The organism is Brucella sp. JSBI001, from assembly GCF_026014005.1.
In the GTDB taxonomy this organism is placed as follows: domain Bacteria; phylum Pseudomonadota; class Alphaproteobacteria; order Rhizobiales; family Rhizobiaceae; genus Brucella; species Brucella anthropi.
Genome location: NZ_CP110339.1, coordinates 4,037,781 through 4,051,547 on the forward strand (window position 1 = coordinate 4,037,781; position 13,767 = coordinate 4,051,547).

Sequence of the window (13,767 nt, forward strand, 5' to 3'; positions counted from 1 at the left end):
ACCGGTTATTTTACAGGCGGCGCATACATAAGCCCGCCCTTGTTCCACAGCGCATTGATGCCGCGGTCGATCTTGAGCAGGCTGCCCTTGCCGATGGTGCGTTCAAACATTTCGCCATAATTGCCGATCTTGGAGACGACATTATAGGCCCATTTCGGCTCAAGGCCGAGCTGTTGGCCGCTATCGCCTTCCGATCCGAGGAAACGGCGCACGTCCGGCTTCTTGGAGTTCAGATCCGCATCAGCTGAGGCTTGCGTAATGCCCAGTTCCTCGGCCTCAAGCATTGCAAACAGCGTCCAGCGAACGATGTTGAACCATTTATCGTCGCCCTGGCGGACGGCAGGTCCAAGCGGCTCCTTGGAAATCACTTCCGGCAGAACGGTGAAAGCATCAGGTTCGGCAAGCTTCAGACGTTGCGCATAAAGTGCGGACGCGTCGGTCGTGTAAACATCACAGCGACCCGTTTCAAATGCCTTCAGGATGCCATCGGCAGAATCGATCACCACCGGTTCATACTTGATACTGTTGGCGCTGAAAAAATCAGCGGCGTTCTGTTCGGTAGTCGTGCCCTGCTCGGTGCAGACCGAAGCGCCGTCGAGCTTCAAGGCGCTATCGATACCCAGATCCTTACGGATCATGAAACCTTGACCGTCATAATAGGCGGTGCCGACGAAATGGATGCCCATGCCCGCATCACGCGAAAGCGTCCAGGTGGTCTGGCGCGAAAGCAGGTCGACCGTGCCGGATTGCAACGCCGTGAAACGTTCCTTGGTCGAAAGCGGAATGAAACTCACCTTGTCAGGATCGCCAAAGACTGCCGCCGATACCGCACGACAGAAATCAATATCGAAGCCGGTCCATTTGCCCTGATCGTCTGGCGACGAAAAGCCTGCAACGCCCTGACTGACGCCGCAATTGATCTTGCCGCGCTCCTTCACGGTCGAAAGCGTATCCGCCTGCGCCCCAGTTTGAGCGGACATGGCAAAGCCCGCCGCCAACAACGAACCCAAAACTATTTTTTTCATTGTTCCTCCTCCCAGAGTTTCGGCCCAGAATTTCGAAAAAGCCGATCCATTGCCCGGCAGCACGCCGCCGGGCTTGTTGTTTGTTCAGTTATCCGACTACGAACTACTTCAGTGCAGCCGCGAAGCTGTCCTCCAGAACGCTCAGCAGATGATCGGCATTGGCACGCGTGAAGATCATCGGCGGGCGCATTTTCAGGACATTGTCGAACGGACCTTCAGTCCCCATCAGAATGCCGCGTTCGCGCGCGCCATCATTGATCTTCTTGGCCAGAGCCGTTGCCGGTTCCTTGGTCTTGTGATCCGTGACCAGTTCGATACCGAGGAACAGCCCCTGCCCGCGCACATCACCGATGATATCGAAGCGCTTCTGCATCGAGCGGAACCCGTCGATGAGATAGTTGCCGATATCAAGCGCGTTGCGGCGCAGATCGTTGCGCTCAATGACATCCAGCACTGCCAGACCTGCCGCGCAGGAAACCGGATTGCCGCCAAACGTGTTGAAATATTCCATGCCATTGTTGAAACTGCTGGCTATTTCACGGGTCGTTACCACTGCCGACATCGGATGGCCGTTGCCGATAGGCTTGCCCATGGTGACGATATCCGGCACCACATCCTGCATTTCAAACGCCCACCAGTGGCTGCCGACACGGCCGAAGCCAACCTGCACCTCATCCGCGATGCAGACACCACCAGCCGCCCGCACCATCTTGTAGACTTCCTGCAGATAGCCTTCCGGCAGGAAGACCTGACCGGCGACGCTCGGGATCGACTCGGCAATGAAATAAGCCGGGCCGCGTCCAAGGCTTTTGATGGCCTCGATCTGCTCGGCAATACTTTCAGCAAAGCGCTTGCCATGTTCTGCCAGCGGCCAATTTTCCGGCGCGCGGTAGCTGTCGGGGATGACGGCCTCAAACACGTGATCCGGACGTCCTTTGCCGCCCTTGCGCTTGTATTTATAGGGACTGAGATCGATCAGCTCCTGCGTTGTACCGTGATAGGCCCAGTCGAGCACCAGCGCATCGCGCTGGCCCGAATGCGCACGTGCCATACGCAGCGCCAGACTGTTCGCCTCACTGCCCGAGCAGGCAAACGAGGCCACCGTCAAACCTTCGGGCAAAGTCGCCGTCAGGCGCTCCGCATAGGAAACGATGTTGTCGTGCAGATAGCGCGTATTGGTGTTGAGGATCGCGGCCTGTCTGGCAATCGCCTCCACCACCTGCGGATGAGCGTGGCCGAGATGGCAGACATTGTTGAAGCAATCGAGATAGGCGCGGCCCCGATTATCGATCAGCCATGCGCCTTCACCGCGCACGAACTTGATCGGCTCGGAGTAGGAGATGGAGAGGTTCGGCAGCAGAATATCCTTGCGGGCGCTGACGATCTCGGTGCGCGTGCGACCGGTCTGGTGGAAGGCTTCCGCCGGAATATCGGCAAGGACTGCGGCATCCGGGAAGATATCGGCCCAGACATCAAGATAGGCATGTTCGCCGACGCCCAGAATTTCCGCTGCCGTGAGGCCGGTATCCGTCGAAATCTGGAAATGGAGATGCGGCGTCCAGCCACCATTCTCGTGCATGTCGCCCATCTGGCCGACGAGATCACCGGCGGCCAGTTTCTGCCCCGGCTTCAGGCGGGACACAGCCTCATGCGCCATATGGCCCCACAGCGTGATGAAAGGCGGGCAGCCTTCCGGCTGATGTTCCAGCGCAATCAGGCCGCCATAGCCAAGTGGCGCGGTCTCGATCTCGACGCTTTTCACAGTAGCTGCAAGCGGCGTGTAGACGGGCGTGCCTGCAGGCATGAACAGGTCAAGGCCCAGATGGTGGACACGCCGCTCGCCTTCGACAAAGCGTGAACGAAACGCCTCATCGGTATAGACAGTACGCTTTTCGCCCCATGGACCGATGCCGAGCTGCACATGGTTGCGGGCGCAGAAATCATCCCACCAGGCGGTGGCTTCCTTTGGGCGCTGCCCGGCAGAATCGACCGTCATCACATGAGCCGGGTCGCCATAGGGCACCAGCGCCTTGGTCATCGTCGCCGGATGCGGGCGAACGATGGGGGCGAGGTTCTTTCGGTTGGCATTGATCCATTCACGCACCGCACCAGCACCGTCTACAGCATCGAAACCGCATGCCTTGCGCAGGATGGCGGTGGCGAAGCGCGGGTTCATGGCATCAAGCTTGTGCAGAAGCCGCCATGCAGGTGCTTCGCTGATCGCAAGATAAGGATTGTCACCGGTCTTTTCGCGGCGCGAAGCCGACAGCGTGACGCTGGTGACGAGACGCATCGCAATCAGATCGAATATGAGATCGATTTCCTGCGGCAAAAGCGGATATCTCGCATGGAACCCGGCAGCGAGGGCTGCGGCTGCACCAATCGGGTCGTCCATATCCAGAATGGAATAGGCAGCGGCAATCGCCACTTCGGCAACCAGAACAGTGTGAACCGCATCGCCAAAATCGATCAGCCCGGCAATACGTTCATTATCCTGCGGATCAACCAGCACATTCCAGTCATTGGCATCGCTATGGATCACCTGTGCACGCTGGAGCGGCAGCTTCGGCGCGATATCGCGCTCGAAACGGACAAGGAAGCGCTCGACGACAGCGCGGTCTTCCGGCTTGTCGATGAAATGCAGACGGTCACGCGCCCGTCCGGCGTGGCGCACATCCCAGTCAAAATCGCGCAAGGCACCCGGATGGATGAAGCCCTGCAAGGCGCGGTCCAGCTGCCCCAGCGCACCGCCCAGATTGTGCATCAGCGCCTTGGTGCGCTTGACCTCGGCCAACGGCGTGCCCGGCAGCCAGCTTGCCACCCGCAGCGCATGGGGCTTGCCCTTTTCCTTTTCGATAGAGGCCAGTACCTCCCCCGACAGGCTCGCTTTCAGGCGCGGTACGGCGAGCGCCGGATCAGCCTTGGCCAGATGCTGCAGGAGCGCTGTCTGGAATTCGCTTTCAACGCGCGGTTCACTGGCATTCACGACTTTCAGAATCCAGTCTCCCGATCCATTGCCCGTCTTCAGCCGGAAATTGCGATCACGCTCGCTGTCGAGCGGCGAGGCACTCGCCGTCACCCCGAAATGAAGCTGGGCCAGCACTTCAGCCTCTTGCGGAGAAAAATCGGGGGCGGGATACGAAATATCGGTCATGGGAGGCACTTCACGGGTTGAATATGAATGGGAAGTAACAGGATGAGCTTGGCATGTCCGCGATTTTCAGGCATCAGACAAGGCGTCGGTCAGACCGGCACTTTGCCGGAATGGACCGGCACATTTACGATAGTACGAAAGAACCGACCATGCGGGAACTGGATGCGAAGGATCGCGAGATATTGGCCATTCTCTCCAAGGAAGCGCGCATTCCGCTGAAAACCCTGGCGGGACGCATCGGTCTTTCGCGCAGTGCAACCGGAGAGCGTGTCGCCAATCTTGAGAAAAATGGCGTCATTCGCGGTTACAGGGCAGACATCGGCCAGATCGACAGGAACGTCATCCGCGCCATGATTCTGGTCAGCCTCAAGCGTACACCGGCACTCGGTCTCCTCGATGAGCTGGCGCGCCACGCCGAGGTGCGCCGGGTATCGTCGGTGAGTGGCCAGCTCGATTTGATCGTCGAGGTTGAAGTCCCCACCATAGACCGCCTCAACAGCCTGCGTGATCTCATCGCCACTCATGAAACTGTAGAGGATCTCACTACCGCAATCGTGCTTCGCCGGGATATCGAGCGCGAAACCGTCTGAAATTCAGTTATACAACTTTAGTTTGGACTACTACAATTTAAGGTAGACATTCTACCATAAGTCGAACATAACGCCTCCGGGTTGAAAAGGAGGGGACATGAAGACGCTTAATCTATTCATTATCGGGTTCGGCTTTACCGCACTCGTCATTACTTGCATTTTCGCCATTGGCGGCGGCACTATCTGATCAGTAACGAACGACAATATCATGCCCTCAGCAGGGGTTCCCCGAGGAAGATTGCTGAAGATTCGCGCACAGCGCGGATCATGAAATCGCTCAGCACCCGGATTCGCGGTGCAGCCACCACATCGATGTGACAGCTCATCCAATATTCACGCACCAGATGCATCTCGCGCGGCAGAACCGGAACCAGTTCCTGATGCCGGCTGGCGATGAAATAAGGCAGCACGCACAAGCCATAGCCAATCTGCGTGGCGATCAGTTGCGCATGAATACTGGAACTTTGATAGGTGCAGCGCTGCCCTGGCAGGATTTCGCGCATGTAATCCAGGCCGGGCGTGAACACCATGTCGTCGATGTAACCAATGAACGGATGCCGGGCCATGTCCTCGCGTGTCCTGATCGGCGGATGCCGCTCCAGATAATCGCGATGACCATAGATGAAGAGCCGATAGGGCGTCAGCTTCTCGCTGTGATAGGGACCGGTGCGCGGCATATGCAGCGTGATCGACAATTCCGCCTCGCGGCGCGACAGCGACATGATCTGCTGGATCGTCACCACTTCCACGAACAGGCTCGGATAGGATTGCGCCAGCACAGGCAGACGGTCGGCAAGAAAGAAATTGCCGAAACCTTCCAGCGTCGAGAGACGCACGACACCTGACAGCGCCGCCAGATTGCCGGTAGCCTCGGTCTGGAATTTCATCGCCTCGCGCTCCATGACCTCGGCAGAGTTCACCAGCCGTTCACCGATGGGCGTCAGCAGATAACCGCGCGGATTGCGCTCGAAAAGCTTGGTCGCAAGGGCCTGTTCCAGCCGGTCGATCCGGCGCAGAACAGTGACATGGCTGGTGCGCAATTGCCGCGCCGCCGTGGAGAGCTGGCCGGTGCGCGCAACCGCCAGAAAATATTGCAGATCGTCCCATGTGAACTGCCGCATGCACCCCTCCCAAACAGTTGCGGTGGCTCCTGCCTCTCTGTCTGTACGTTTTCGAACAGACGGTGTTCAAAAATTGTTGTTCGTGTACGCATTTGTCAATGCTACCGTTTCAAAAAGTAGCTCCATCGAAAATGCTAGACAGGTTTGCGTCAGGAGCTGCAACAAAGAAAGAAACGCCCGGGGCGGAGGAACAAATCGGGCGGAAGCAGAGGGCTAACGGCACAGAGGAAAAGCCGTTTCCTGATCTCGAAAGACTGCTTCACTACAGCATTGGCCGGAAAATCGGAATCGATTTTCAGAAAGCACAATGCGTAGATTCAATAGTTTAGAGCGTCGTTTGTACGTCCGTAAGGATGCATGGCGCTCTGAAGAATGCCGTGCGGGTTTTCCGTGGCGGTTTTGGTGTTATTGGGAGGAGCACTTCATGAAATGTCTCGCACTTGCAACGGCAGCGCTTTTCGCCGCCACGGCTATCTCGTCGGCAGCGGAAATTTCCGACGGCAAGGTCAAGATCGGCATTCTGAACGATCAATCCGGCGTTTATGCCGACTTCGGCGGCAAATGGTCGTTCGAGGCTGCCAAGATGGCGGCTGAAGATTTCGGGGGCAAAGTGCTCGATGCGCCGATTGAGATCATCACGGCGGACCACCAGAACAAGCCGGACGTCGCCTCGAACATCGCGCGCCAGTGGTACGACACCGAGCAGGTCGATTCCATCATGGAACTGACAACCTCGTCGGTCGGCCTCGCCGTACAGGCCCTGTCCAAGGACAAGAAGAAGATCACCATCAACACAGGTGCGGCCACGTCGGAACTGACCGGCAAGCAGTGCACGCCTTATGGCTTCCATTGGGCCTATGACACCCATGCGCTTGCAGTCGGCACCGGCGGCTCGCTTGTGCAGCAGGGCGGCGATACCTGGTACTTCCTCACTGCCGACTATGCTTTCGGCTATTCGCTGGAAGAGCAGACAAGCAAATTCGTCGAATCCAAGGGCGGCAAGGTTCTGGGTTCCGTGCGCCACCCGCTGGCAACCACCGATTATTCCTCCTTCCTGCTGCAGGCACAGGCCTCCGGCGCCAAGGTGGTCGGCCTTGCCAATGCAGGTCTCGACACGTCCAACGCCATCAAGCAGGCGGCTGAATTCGGCATCGTCGCCGGTGGCCAGCGCCTCGCGGCCCTGCTCTTTACCCTGTCGGAAGTGCACGGTCTCGGCCTCGAAGCCGCTCAAGGCCTGACGCTGACCGAAGGTTTCTACTGGGATCGCGACGATGAATCGCGCGAATTCGGCAAGCGATTCTTCGAGCGCACGGGCCGTATGCCGAACATGATTCAGGCAGGCACCTATTCCGCTGTCACCCAATATCTGAAGGCGATCAAGGAAGCCGGGACCGACGAAACCGAGGCCGTTGCCAAGAAGCTTCATGAAATGCCGGTCGAGGACGTCTTTGCCCGTCACGGCAAGGTCGGTGCCAACGGACGCATGATCTACGACATGTATCTGATGGAAGTGAAGAAGCCTGATGAAAGCAAGGCGCCTTGGGATTACTATAAGGTTCTTGCAACCATTCCCGGCGATCAGGCCTACATGAAGCCGGAAGAAAGCGGCTGCCCGCTGGTAACGCAGTAAAAAGAGGCTGGTTGAATGAACGCAGCAACTGGCAATATGACGGCCCTGCATGAAGCAGGGCCGAACGATGGCGGCTCATCCGGCAAGACCGTTCTGTCGGCACGCGGACTGGGCAAGTCTTTTGGCGGCTTTCATGCAGTCAAGAATGTCGACCTCGATGTGGAACATGCTCGTGTTCACGCGTTGATCGGCCCCAACGGTGCAGGCAAGACCACTGTTTTCAACCTCCTGACCAAGTTCTTGCAGCCATCGAGTGGCGAGATCACACTTCTGGGCGAAACCATCACCAAGACCGATCCGGCCAAGGTGGCCCGCATGGGTTTGGTGCGCTCGTTCCAGATTTCGGCCACCTTTCCGCACCTGACCGTGCTGGAAAATGTAAAGGTCGCATTGCAGCGTCCCAATGGGCTTGCCACACAGTTCTGGCGCTCGCTGTCAGCACTCGACCGGCTCGACGCGCAGGCCATCGAGCTTCTGGAGCGGGTCGGCCTTGCCGATGCCCGTCATGCGCTGGCCGCCGATCTGTCCTATGGCCGCAAGCGCGCGCTCGAAATCGCCACCACGCTGGCGCTCGATCCGAAGGTTCTGCTGCTCGATGAGCCGATGGCGGGCATGGGCCATGAAGATGTCCATACCATTGCCGCCCTCATTGCCGATGTGGCGAAGGATCGCGCGGTCTTGATGGTCGAACACAATCTCAAGGTGGTGGCCGACATTGCCCACCACGTCACGGTGCTGCAGCGCGGCGAAATTCTCGCCTCCGGCGATTATGCCACCGTCTCCAAGGACGAGCGCGTGCGCACCGCCTATATGGGAACCGAACATGAATAGAGGCCAACCGCTATTATCCGTGCGCGGGCTCAATGCCTGGTATGGCGAAAGCCATGCCCTGCACGGCGTCGACCTCGATATCTGGCCCGGCGAAACCATAACGCTTCTTGGCCGCAACGGCGTCGGCAAGACGACGACGCTGCGTGCCATCATGGGCATCATCCGCAAGCGCACCGGCACCATCACGCTCGACGGCAAGGACATCATGCGCGTGCCGCTGCATCGCATCGCCCATGCCGGTCTCGGTTTTGTGCCCGAAGAGCGCGGCATCTTTGCCACCTTGAGCGTGCATGAAAACCTGCTTTTGCCGCCTGTCGTCGCCAAAGGCAGTCAGGGCACGATGTCGCTTGACGAAATCTACGAACTCTTTCCCAATCTGCATGAGCGCCGCAACAGCCCCGGCACCAAGCTTTCGGGTGGCGAACAGCAGATGCTGGCAATTGCGCGCATCCTGCGCACCGGGGTCAAGGTGCTGCTGCTCGACGAGCCGACCGAAGGTCTTGCGCCCGTTATCGTGCAGCGCATCGGCGATGTGCTGGTGGAGTTGAAAAAACGTGGCATGACGGTGTTGCTGGTCGAGCAGAATTTCCGCTTCGCCGCCAAGGTCGCCGACCGCTTTTATCTCATGGATCATGGCGTGGTGACGGAAAACTTCCCCACCGCCGAACTGCCCGCCCGCATGGCGGCGCTCAACGAAGCGCTGGGGGTATGACACGATGACAATGATTTTTGGAATACCTTTGCAGGCACTTCTCGGGCAGCTGCTGGTCGGCCTCATCAACGGCTCCTTCTATGCCATGCTAAGTCTCGGCCTTGCCATCATCTTCGGGCTTCTGCGCATCATTAATTTCGCCCATGGCGCGCAATATATGCTGGGTGCCTTTGTCGGCTATCTGCTGTTGAGCTGGCTTGGCATCGGCTACTGGCCAGCGCTGATCCTCGCCCCGCTTATCGTCGGCCTCGGTGGCGCGATCATCGAGCGCGTGGCCCTGTCGCGGCTCTACAATCTCGATCCGCTCTATGGCCTGCTCTTCACCTTCGGCCTTGCCCTCGTGATCGAAGGCACGTTCCGCTATTATTATGGCGCTGCCGGTCAGCCCTATGCCGTGCCGCCCTCGCTTGCGGGCGGGCACAATCTCGGCTTCATGTTCCTGCCGAACTATCGCGCCTGGGTGGTCGTCGCCTCGCTTTTCGTCTGCCTCGGCACCTGGCTCCTGATCGAAAAGACCAAGCTTGGCGCCTATCTGCGTGCCGCGACGGAAAACCCCACTTTGGTCAAGGCCTTCGGCATCAATGTGCCGCTGCTGCTCACCTTCACCTATGCGCTGGGTGCAGCGCTTGCCGGTGTTGCGGGCATCATGGCCGCGCCGATCTATCAGGTCAGCCCGCTGATGGGGTCCAACATCATCATCGTGGTCTTTGCCGTGGTGGTCGTCGGCGGCATGGGCTCGATCCTTGGCGCCATCATCACCGGTTATGTGCTGGGACTGGCGGAAGGCCTCACCAAGGTCTTCTACCCCGAGGCTTCCAGCATCGTCATCTTCGTCATCATGGCTATCGTCCTTCTGGTTCGACCCGCCGGACTGTTCGGGAAGGAGGCCTGATATGGCTGATACTGCTCTCAAGACCGCTCTCAGGGCCACCGCAGCCCCGCGCGAAAGCAAGGCGCCTGCCGTCAACAGCCTCTCGGTCATCGTCCTCGGCATTGCCCTTGTGGGACTACTGGCAGCGCCCTTCATGGTCTACCCCATCTTCCTGATGAAGATGCTGTGCTTTGCGCTGTTCGCCTCTGCCTTCAACCTTCTGTTGGGCTATACCGGCATTCTGTCCTTCGGCCATGCAGCCTTCTTCGGCGGCGCGGCCTATATCACGGCCCATACGGTGAAAGTCTGGGGCGTTACGCCGGAACTCGGTCTCGTACTCGGCGTTCTCGCCGCAGCCGCCCTTGGCCTCGTGATCGGTTATCTCGCCATTCGCCGCCAGGGCATCTATTCGACGATGATTACGCTGGCATTGGCGCAGATGTTCTTCTTCTTCTGCCTGCAAGCCACCTTCACCCATGGCGAAGACGGATTGCAGGGTGTGCCGCGTGGATATCTCTTCGGCATCATCGACCTCAACCAGCCGATGAACATGTATTATTTCGTGCTGGCCGTGTTCGTTCTTGGCGTCTTCGTCATCTGGCGCATCATCAATTCGCCCTTCGGCATGATCCTGAAGTCGGTACGCGAAAACGAGAACCGCGCGGTTTCGCTCGGCTATTCCGTCAACCGCTACAAGCTTGCAGCCTTCGTCATGTCGGCAGCACTCGCGGGTCTTGCAGGCGGCCTGAAGGCGCTTGTCTTCCAGTTTGCAACGCTGACCGATGTCGGCTGGCAGATGTCGGGCGAAGTGATCCTCATGACGCTTCTGGGCGGTATCGGAACACTCATAGGCCCCATCGTCGGCGCTGCCTTCGTCGTTGCGCTGCAGAACTATCTCGCAACATCCGACTTCCCGGTAACGATCGTGACGGGCGTCATCTTCATGGCATGCGTCCTCCTCTTCCGTAAGGGAATCGTAGGCGAGTTCTATGCATCGCGAATTGGAAAGAAACTCTTCGGCTAACCAACATTTCGGGAGCCGCACGCTCGTTCGATAGCGGCTCCGCCTTTTACTGGATATGAGATCATGACCGACACCTACGATTACATCGTGGTTGGCGCGGGCACGGCAGGTTGCGCCCTCGCGAACCGGCTTTCCGCAGACCAGAACCGCTCCGTGCTGCTGCTGGAGGCAGGCGGAAAGGACAATTACGCCTGGATCCACATCCCGGTCGGCTATCTCTATTGCATCGGCAATCCGCGCACCGACTGGTGCTTTACCACGGAGGCCGAACCGGGGCTGAACGGTCGTTCGCTCGGCTATCCGCGCGGCAAGGTATTGGGCGGCTGCTCCTCCATCAACGGCATGATCTATATGCGCGGTCAGGCCCGCGACTACGATCTGTGGCGTCAGGCCGGATGCGAAGGCTGGGGCTGGGACGATATCCTGCCACTCTTCAAGAAATCAGAAGATTATTTTGCAGGCGCCAGCGATCTGCATGGTTCGGGCGGCGAATGGCGCGTCGAGAGCGCTCGCCTGCACTGGGATATTCTGGATGCCTTCCGCGATGCAGCCGTCTCGGCGGGCATCCCCGCCACCGACGATTTCAATCGCGGCGACAATGAAGGCGTGTCCTATTTCAAGGTCAACCAGAAGCGCGGCATTCGCTGGAACACGGCCAAGGCCTTTCTGCGCCCGGCATTGGATCGCAAGAACCTCACCGTCGAAACCGGCGCGCATGTGCGCCGCATCGAGATCGAGGAGTTGCGTGCCACCGGCGTCACCTTCGACCAGAACGGTACCACCCGCACGGTGAAGGCAAAGCGTGAGGTCATTCTTGCTGCCGGTGCGGTCGGCTCGCCGCAAATTCTCGAATTGTCGGGCATCGGGCGCGGCGACGTGCTGCAGCAAGCGGGTATCCCGATCAAGCTGGAGCGCAAGCAACTCGGCGAAAACCTGCAGGATCACCTGCAATTGCGCTGCGCATATAAGGTCACCGGTATTCCGACGCTCAACGAAAAGGCGAGCAAGCTTGTCGGCAAGGCAATGATCGGGCTGGAATATCTGCTGCGCCGTTCGGGGCCTATGTCGATGGCTCCAAGCCAGCTCGGCGTCTTCACCCGCTCCGACCCGTCCTACGAGACCGCCAATCTGCAATATCACGTGCAGCCGCTCAGTCTGGAAAAATTCGGCGAGGCGGTGCACCCCTTCCCTGCCTTCACGGCAAGCGTGTGCAATCTGCGCCCTGATAGCCGCGGCTCGATCCACATCAAGTCACCGGATCATCGTTCACAACCGGCGATCAGGCCGAATTATCTCGCCACCGAAAGCGACCGCCGCGTTGCCGCCGACGCCATCCGCATCACGCGCCATATCGTGGCACAGGCTCCATTGCAGAAGTTCCGCCCGGAGGAATTCAAGCCCGGCCCTGCTTACGAAACGCAGGAGCAGCTGGAAAAGGCGGCGGGCGATATCGGCACCACGATTTTCCATCCGGTCGGCACCTGCCGCATGGGGCAGGATGCGGAAGCAATCGTCGATCCGCGCCTGCGCTTCAACGGCATTGCGGGCCTGCGCGTTGCCGACGCCTCGGTCATGCCGACCATCACTTCCGGCAACACCAACTCGCCGACTCTCATGATCGCCGAGAAGGCCGCACAGATGATTATCGCCGATAACCGCTAGAACCAGATTTCCGAGTGCCCGGTCAGCGGAAATGACAATCCGCTCACCGTCTCGTGAACGCAATTTCGGCATCATGACTTCGGCAAATTCTGAAATAATTTTCCTTGTTTATTGCCTGACAAAAGGGAATTATCGGCAACAAGGTGGGCAGGGGGAGAAAGATCATCTCAAAAGATCGCTTTCCGGGACCGGCTCTCCAAAGTTTTTAAACAAGGAAAACAAAATGTCGTCAGTCCTTTCCCGCTACACGCTGACCCGTCGCGCCGGTCTGAAAGCCCTTCTCTTCACCGCAGCCGCACTGACTGTCGGCTTCGCGTCGGCACCGAGCCACGCAGAAGACAAGACCATCAAGGTCGGCATCATGGGCGGTGAAGACGAAGACGTCTGGAAAGTCGTTGCCGAAGAAGGCAAGAAGCACGGCCTCAACATCGAGCGCGTGACCTTCAACGATTACAACCAGCCGAATGAAGCTCTGGAACGCAAGGAAATCGACGCCAACGCCTTCCAGCACAAGCCTTATCTCGATGAGCAGGTCAAGCAGCACGGCTACAAGATCAGCGTCGCCGGCTACACCGCCGTCTGGCCGATCGGCATCTATTCGCGCAAGCACAAGAGCCTTGACGAGCTGAAGGAAGGCGCGGTCGTCGGCGTGCCGAACGATCCGTCGAACGAAGGCCGCGCCCTTCGCGTTCTCGAAGAAAAAGGCCTCATCAAGCTGAAGCCGGATGCAGGCATTCTGGCCACGCCGATCGACATCGTCGAAAATCCGAAGAAGCTTGAGATCAAGGAACTCGACGCCGGTGTTGTCGGCCGTTCCATCGATGACCTCGATGCAGCCATCGTGAACAACGATTGGGCAGCAAAGGCAGGCCTCAAGAAGGAAGAGGCAATCGGCTGGGAATCGAAGGAAAACAACCCGTACAACAACTTCATCGCGGTCCGCACCGAAGATGAAAACGCCGAATGGGTGAAAAACCTCGTGGCTTCGTTCCAGAACGACGCCGTGAAGGCCGAAATCGACCGTGCCTACAAGGGCACCGGCATCCCGGCCTGGAAATAATCGCTTTTGAAGCTTGAAAGACCGCGCCGGAACCATTTCCGGCGCGGCTTTTATTGACGTACCGACAAAAATTGCCCTAAAGCATCG

General features: G+C 58.6%; 11 protein-coding genes. 8 read left to right on the forward strand and 3 right to left on the reverse strand.

Going from position 1 to position 13,767, the window contains the following annotated elements:
• Nucleotides 1-5 precede the first annotated feature (5 nt).
• Together LJ361_RS19235 and LJ361_RS19240 are read right to left on the reverse strand one after the other, a co-directional pair.
• On the reverse strand, nt 6-1,025 hold the full coding sequence (locus LJ361_RS19235; protein WP_010659474.1) for an amino acid ABC transporter substrate-binding protein: 1,020 nt from the start codon (nt 1,023-1,025) through the stop codon (nt 6-8).
• 103 nt (nt 1,026-1,128) lie between these two features.
• The gene (locus LJ361_RS19240; RefSeq protein WP_010659473.1) at nt 1,129-4,179 is read right to left on the reverse strand and encodes an aminotransferase class III-fold pyridoxal phosphate-dependent enzyme; all 3,051 of its coding nucleotides are present in this window, start codon (nt 4,177-4,179) and stop codon (nt 1,129-1,131) included.
• A 149-nt stretch (nt 4,180-4,328) separates the two neighbouring features.
• On the opposite strand from LJ361_RS19240, the gene LJ361_RS19245 reads away from it, so the two are divergent.
• Nucleotides 4,329-4,769: an Lrp/AsnC family transcriptional regulator gene (locus LJ361_RS19245; RefSeq protein WP_010659472.1), complete on the forward strand. Its 441-nt coding sequence runs from the start codon at nt 4,329-4,331 to the stop codon at nt 4,767-4,769.
• 206 nt (nt 4,770-4,975) lie between these two features.
• Here LJ361_RS19245 and LJ361_RS19250 read toward each other — a convergent pair whose 3' ends face one another.
• Nucleotides 4,976-5,890 (reverse strand): LysR family transcriptional regulator, encoded by a 915-nt coding sequence (locus tag LJ361_RS19250; RefSeq protein WP_010659471.1) that lies wholly within the window; start codon nt 5,888-5,890, stop codon nt 4,976-4,978.
• Nucleotides 5,891-6,314: 424 nt separating this feature from the next.
• Between LJ361_RS19250 and LJ361_RS19255 the strand changes: the two genes are divergently transcribed.
• The 7 genes from LJ361_RS19255 (at nt 6,315) to LJ361_RS19285 (ending at nt 13,680) form a co-directional block, all read left to right on the forward strand.
• Entirely contained in the window at nt 6,315-7,520 is a 1,206-nt protein-coding gene (locus tag LJ361_RS19255; protein WP_010659469.1) for an ABC transporter substrate-binding protein, read from the forward strand.
• 15 nt (nt 7,521-7,535) lie between these two features.
• Nucleotides 7,536-8,351, forward strand: a complete 816-nt coding sequence (locus LJ361_RS19260) for an ABC transporter ATP-binding protein (protein ID WP_010659468.1) — start codon at nt 7,536-7,538, stop codon at nt 8,349-8,351.
• On the forward strand, nt 8,344-9,063 hold the full coding sequence (locus LJ361_RS19265) for an ABC transporter ATP-binding protein (protein WP_010659467.1): 720 nt from the start codon (nt 8,344-8,346) through the stop codon (nt 9,061-9,063). Before LJ361_RS19260 ends, LJ361_RS19265 begins: the two co-directional genes overlap by 8 nt.
• A gap of 4 nt (nt 9,064-9,067) precedes the next feature.
• Complete coding sequence (locus LJ361_RS19270) at nt 9,068-9,955, forward strand: branched-chain amino acid ABC transporter permease (protein ID WP_010659466.1); 888 nt, start codon at nt 9,068-9,070, stop codon at nt 9,953-9,955.
• Between the two features lies 1 nt (nt 9,956).
• Nucleotides 9,957-10,958 (forward strand): branched-chain amino acid ABC transporter permease, encoded by a 1,002-nt coding sequence (locus tag LJ361_RS19275; RefSeq protein ID WP_010659465.1) that lies wholly within the window; start codon nt 9,957-9,959, stop codon nt 10,956-10,958.
• 63 nt (nt 10,959-11,021) lie between these two features.
• Nucleotides 11,022-12,620 (forward strand): GMC family oxidoreductase, encoded by a 1,599-nt coding sequence (locus LJ361_RS19280; RefSeq protein ID WP_036585590.1) that lies wholly within the window; start codon nt 11,022-11,024, stop codon nt 12,618-12,620.
• Nucleotides 12,621-12,843: 223 nt separating this feature from the next.
• Nucleotides 12,844-13,680, forward strand: a complete 837-nt coding sequence (locus tag LJ361_RS19285) for a MetQ/NlpA family ABC transporter substrate-binding protein (protein ID WP_010659463.1) — start codon at nt 12,844-12,846, stop codon at nt 13,678-13,680.
• Nucleotides 13,681-13,767 lie beyond the last annotated feature (87 nt).

Excerpts from the sequence above, each read along its gene's own strand:
- LJ361_RS19240 (WP_010659473.1), bottom strand. The coding sequence starts at position 4,179 with ATGACCGATATTTCGTATCCCGCCCCCGATTTTTCTCCGCAAGAGGCT.
- LJ361_RS19260 (WP_010659468.1), top strand. The coding sequence starts at position 7,536 with ATGAACGCAGCAACTGGCAATATGACGGCCCTGCATGAAGCAGGGCCG.
- LJ361_RS19270 (WP_010659466.1), top strand. The coding sequence starts at position 9,068 with ATGACAATGATTTTTGGAATACCTTTGCAGGCACTTCTCGGGCAGCTG.
- LJ361_RS19235 (WP_010659474.1), bottom strand. The coding sequence starts at position 1,025 with ATGAAAAAAATAGTTTTGGGTTCGTTGTTGGCGGCGGGCTTTGCCATG.
- LJ361_RS19255 (WP_010659469.1), top strand. The coding sequence starts at position 6,315 with ATGAAATGTCTCGCACTTGCAACGGCAGCGCTTTTCGCCGCCACGGCT.
- LJ361_RS19245 (WP_010659472.1), top strand. The coding sequence starts at position 4,329 with ATGCGGGAACTGGATGCGAAGGATCGCGAGATATTGGCCATTCTCTCC.
- LJ361_RS19280 (WP_036585590.1), top strand. The coding sequence starts at position 11,022 with ATGACCGACACCTACGATTACATCGTGGTTGGCGCGGGCACGGCAGGT.
- LJ361_RS19250 (WP_010659471.1), bottom strand. The coding sequence starts at position 5,890 with ATGCGGCAGTTCACATGGGACGATCTGCAATATTTTCTGGCGGTTGCG.
- LJ361_RS19265 (WP_010659467.1), top strand. The coding sequence starts at position 8,344 with ATGAATAGAGGCCAACCGCTATTATCCGTGCGCGGGCTCAATGCCTGG.
- LJ361_RS19285 (WP_010659463.1), top strand. The coding sequence starts at position 12,844 with ATGTCGTCAGTCCTTTCCCGCTACACGCTGACCCGTCGCGCCGGTCTG.
- LJ361_RS19275 (WP_010659465.1), top strand. The coding sequence starts at position 9,957 with ATGGCTGATACTGCTCTCAAGACCGCTCTCAGGGCCACCGCAGCCCCG.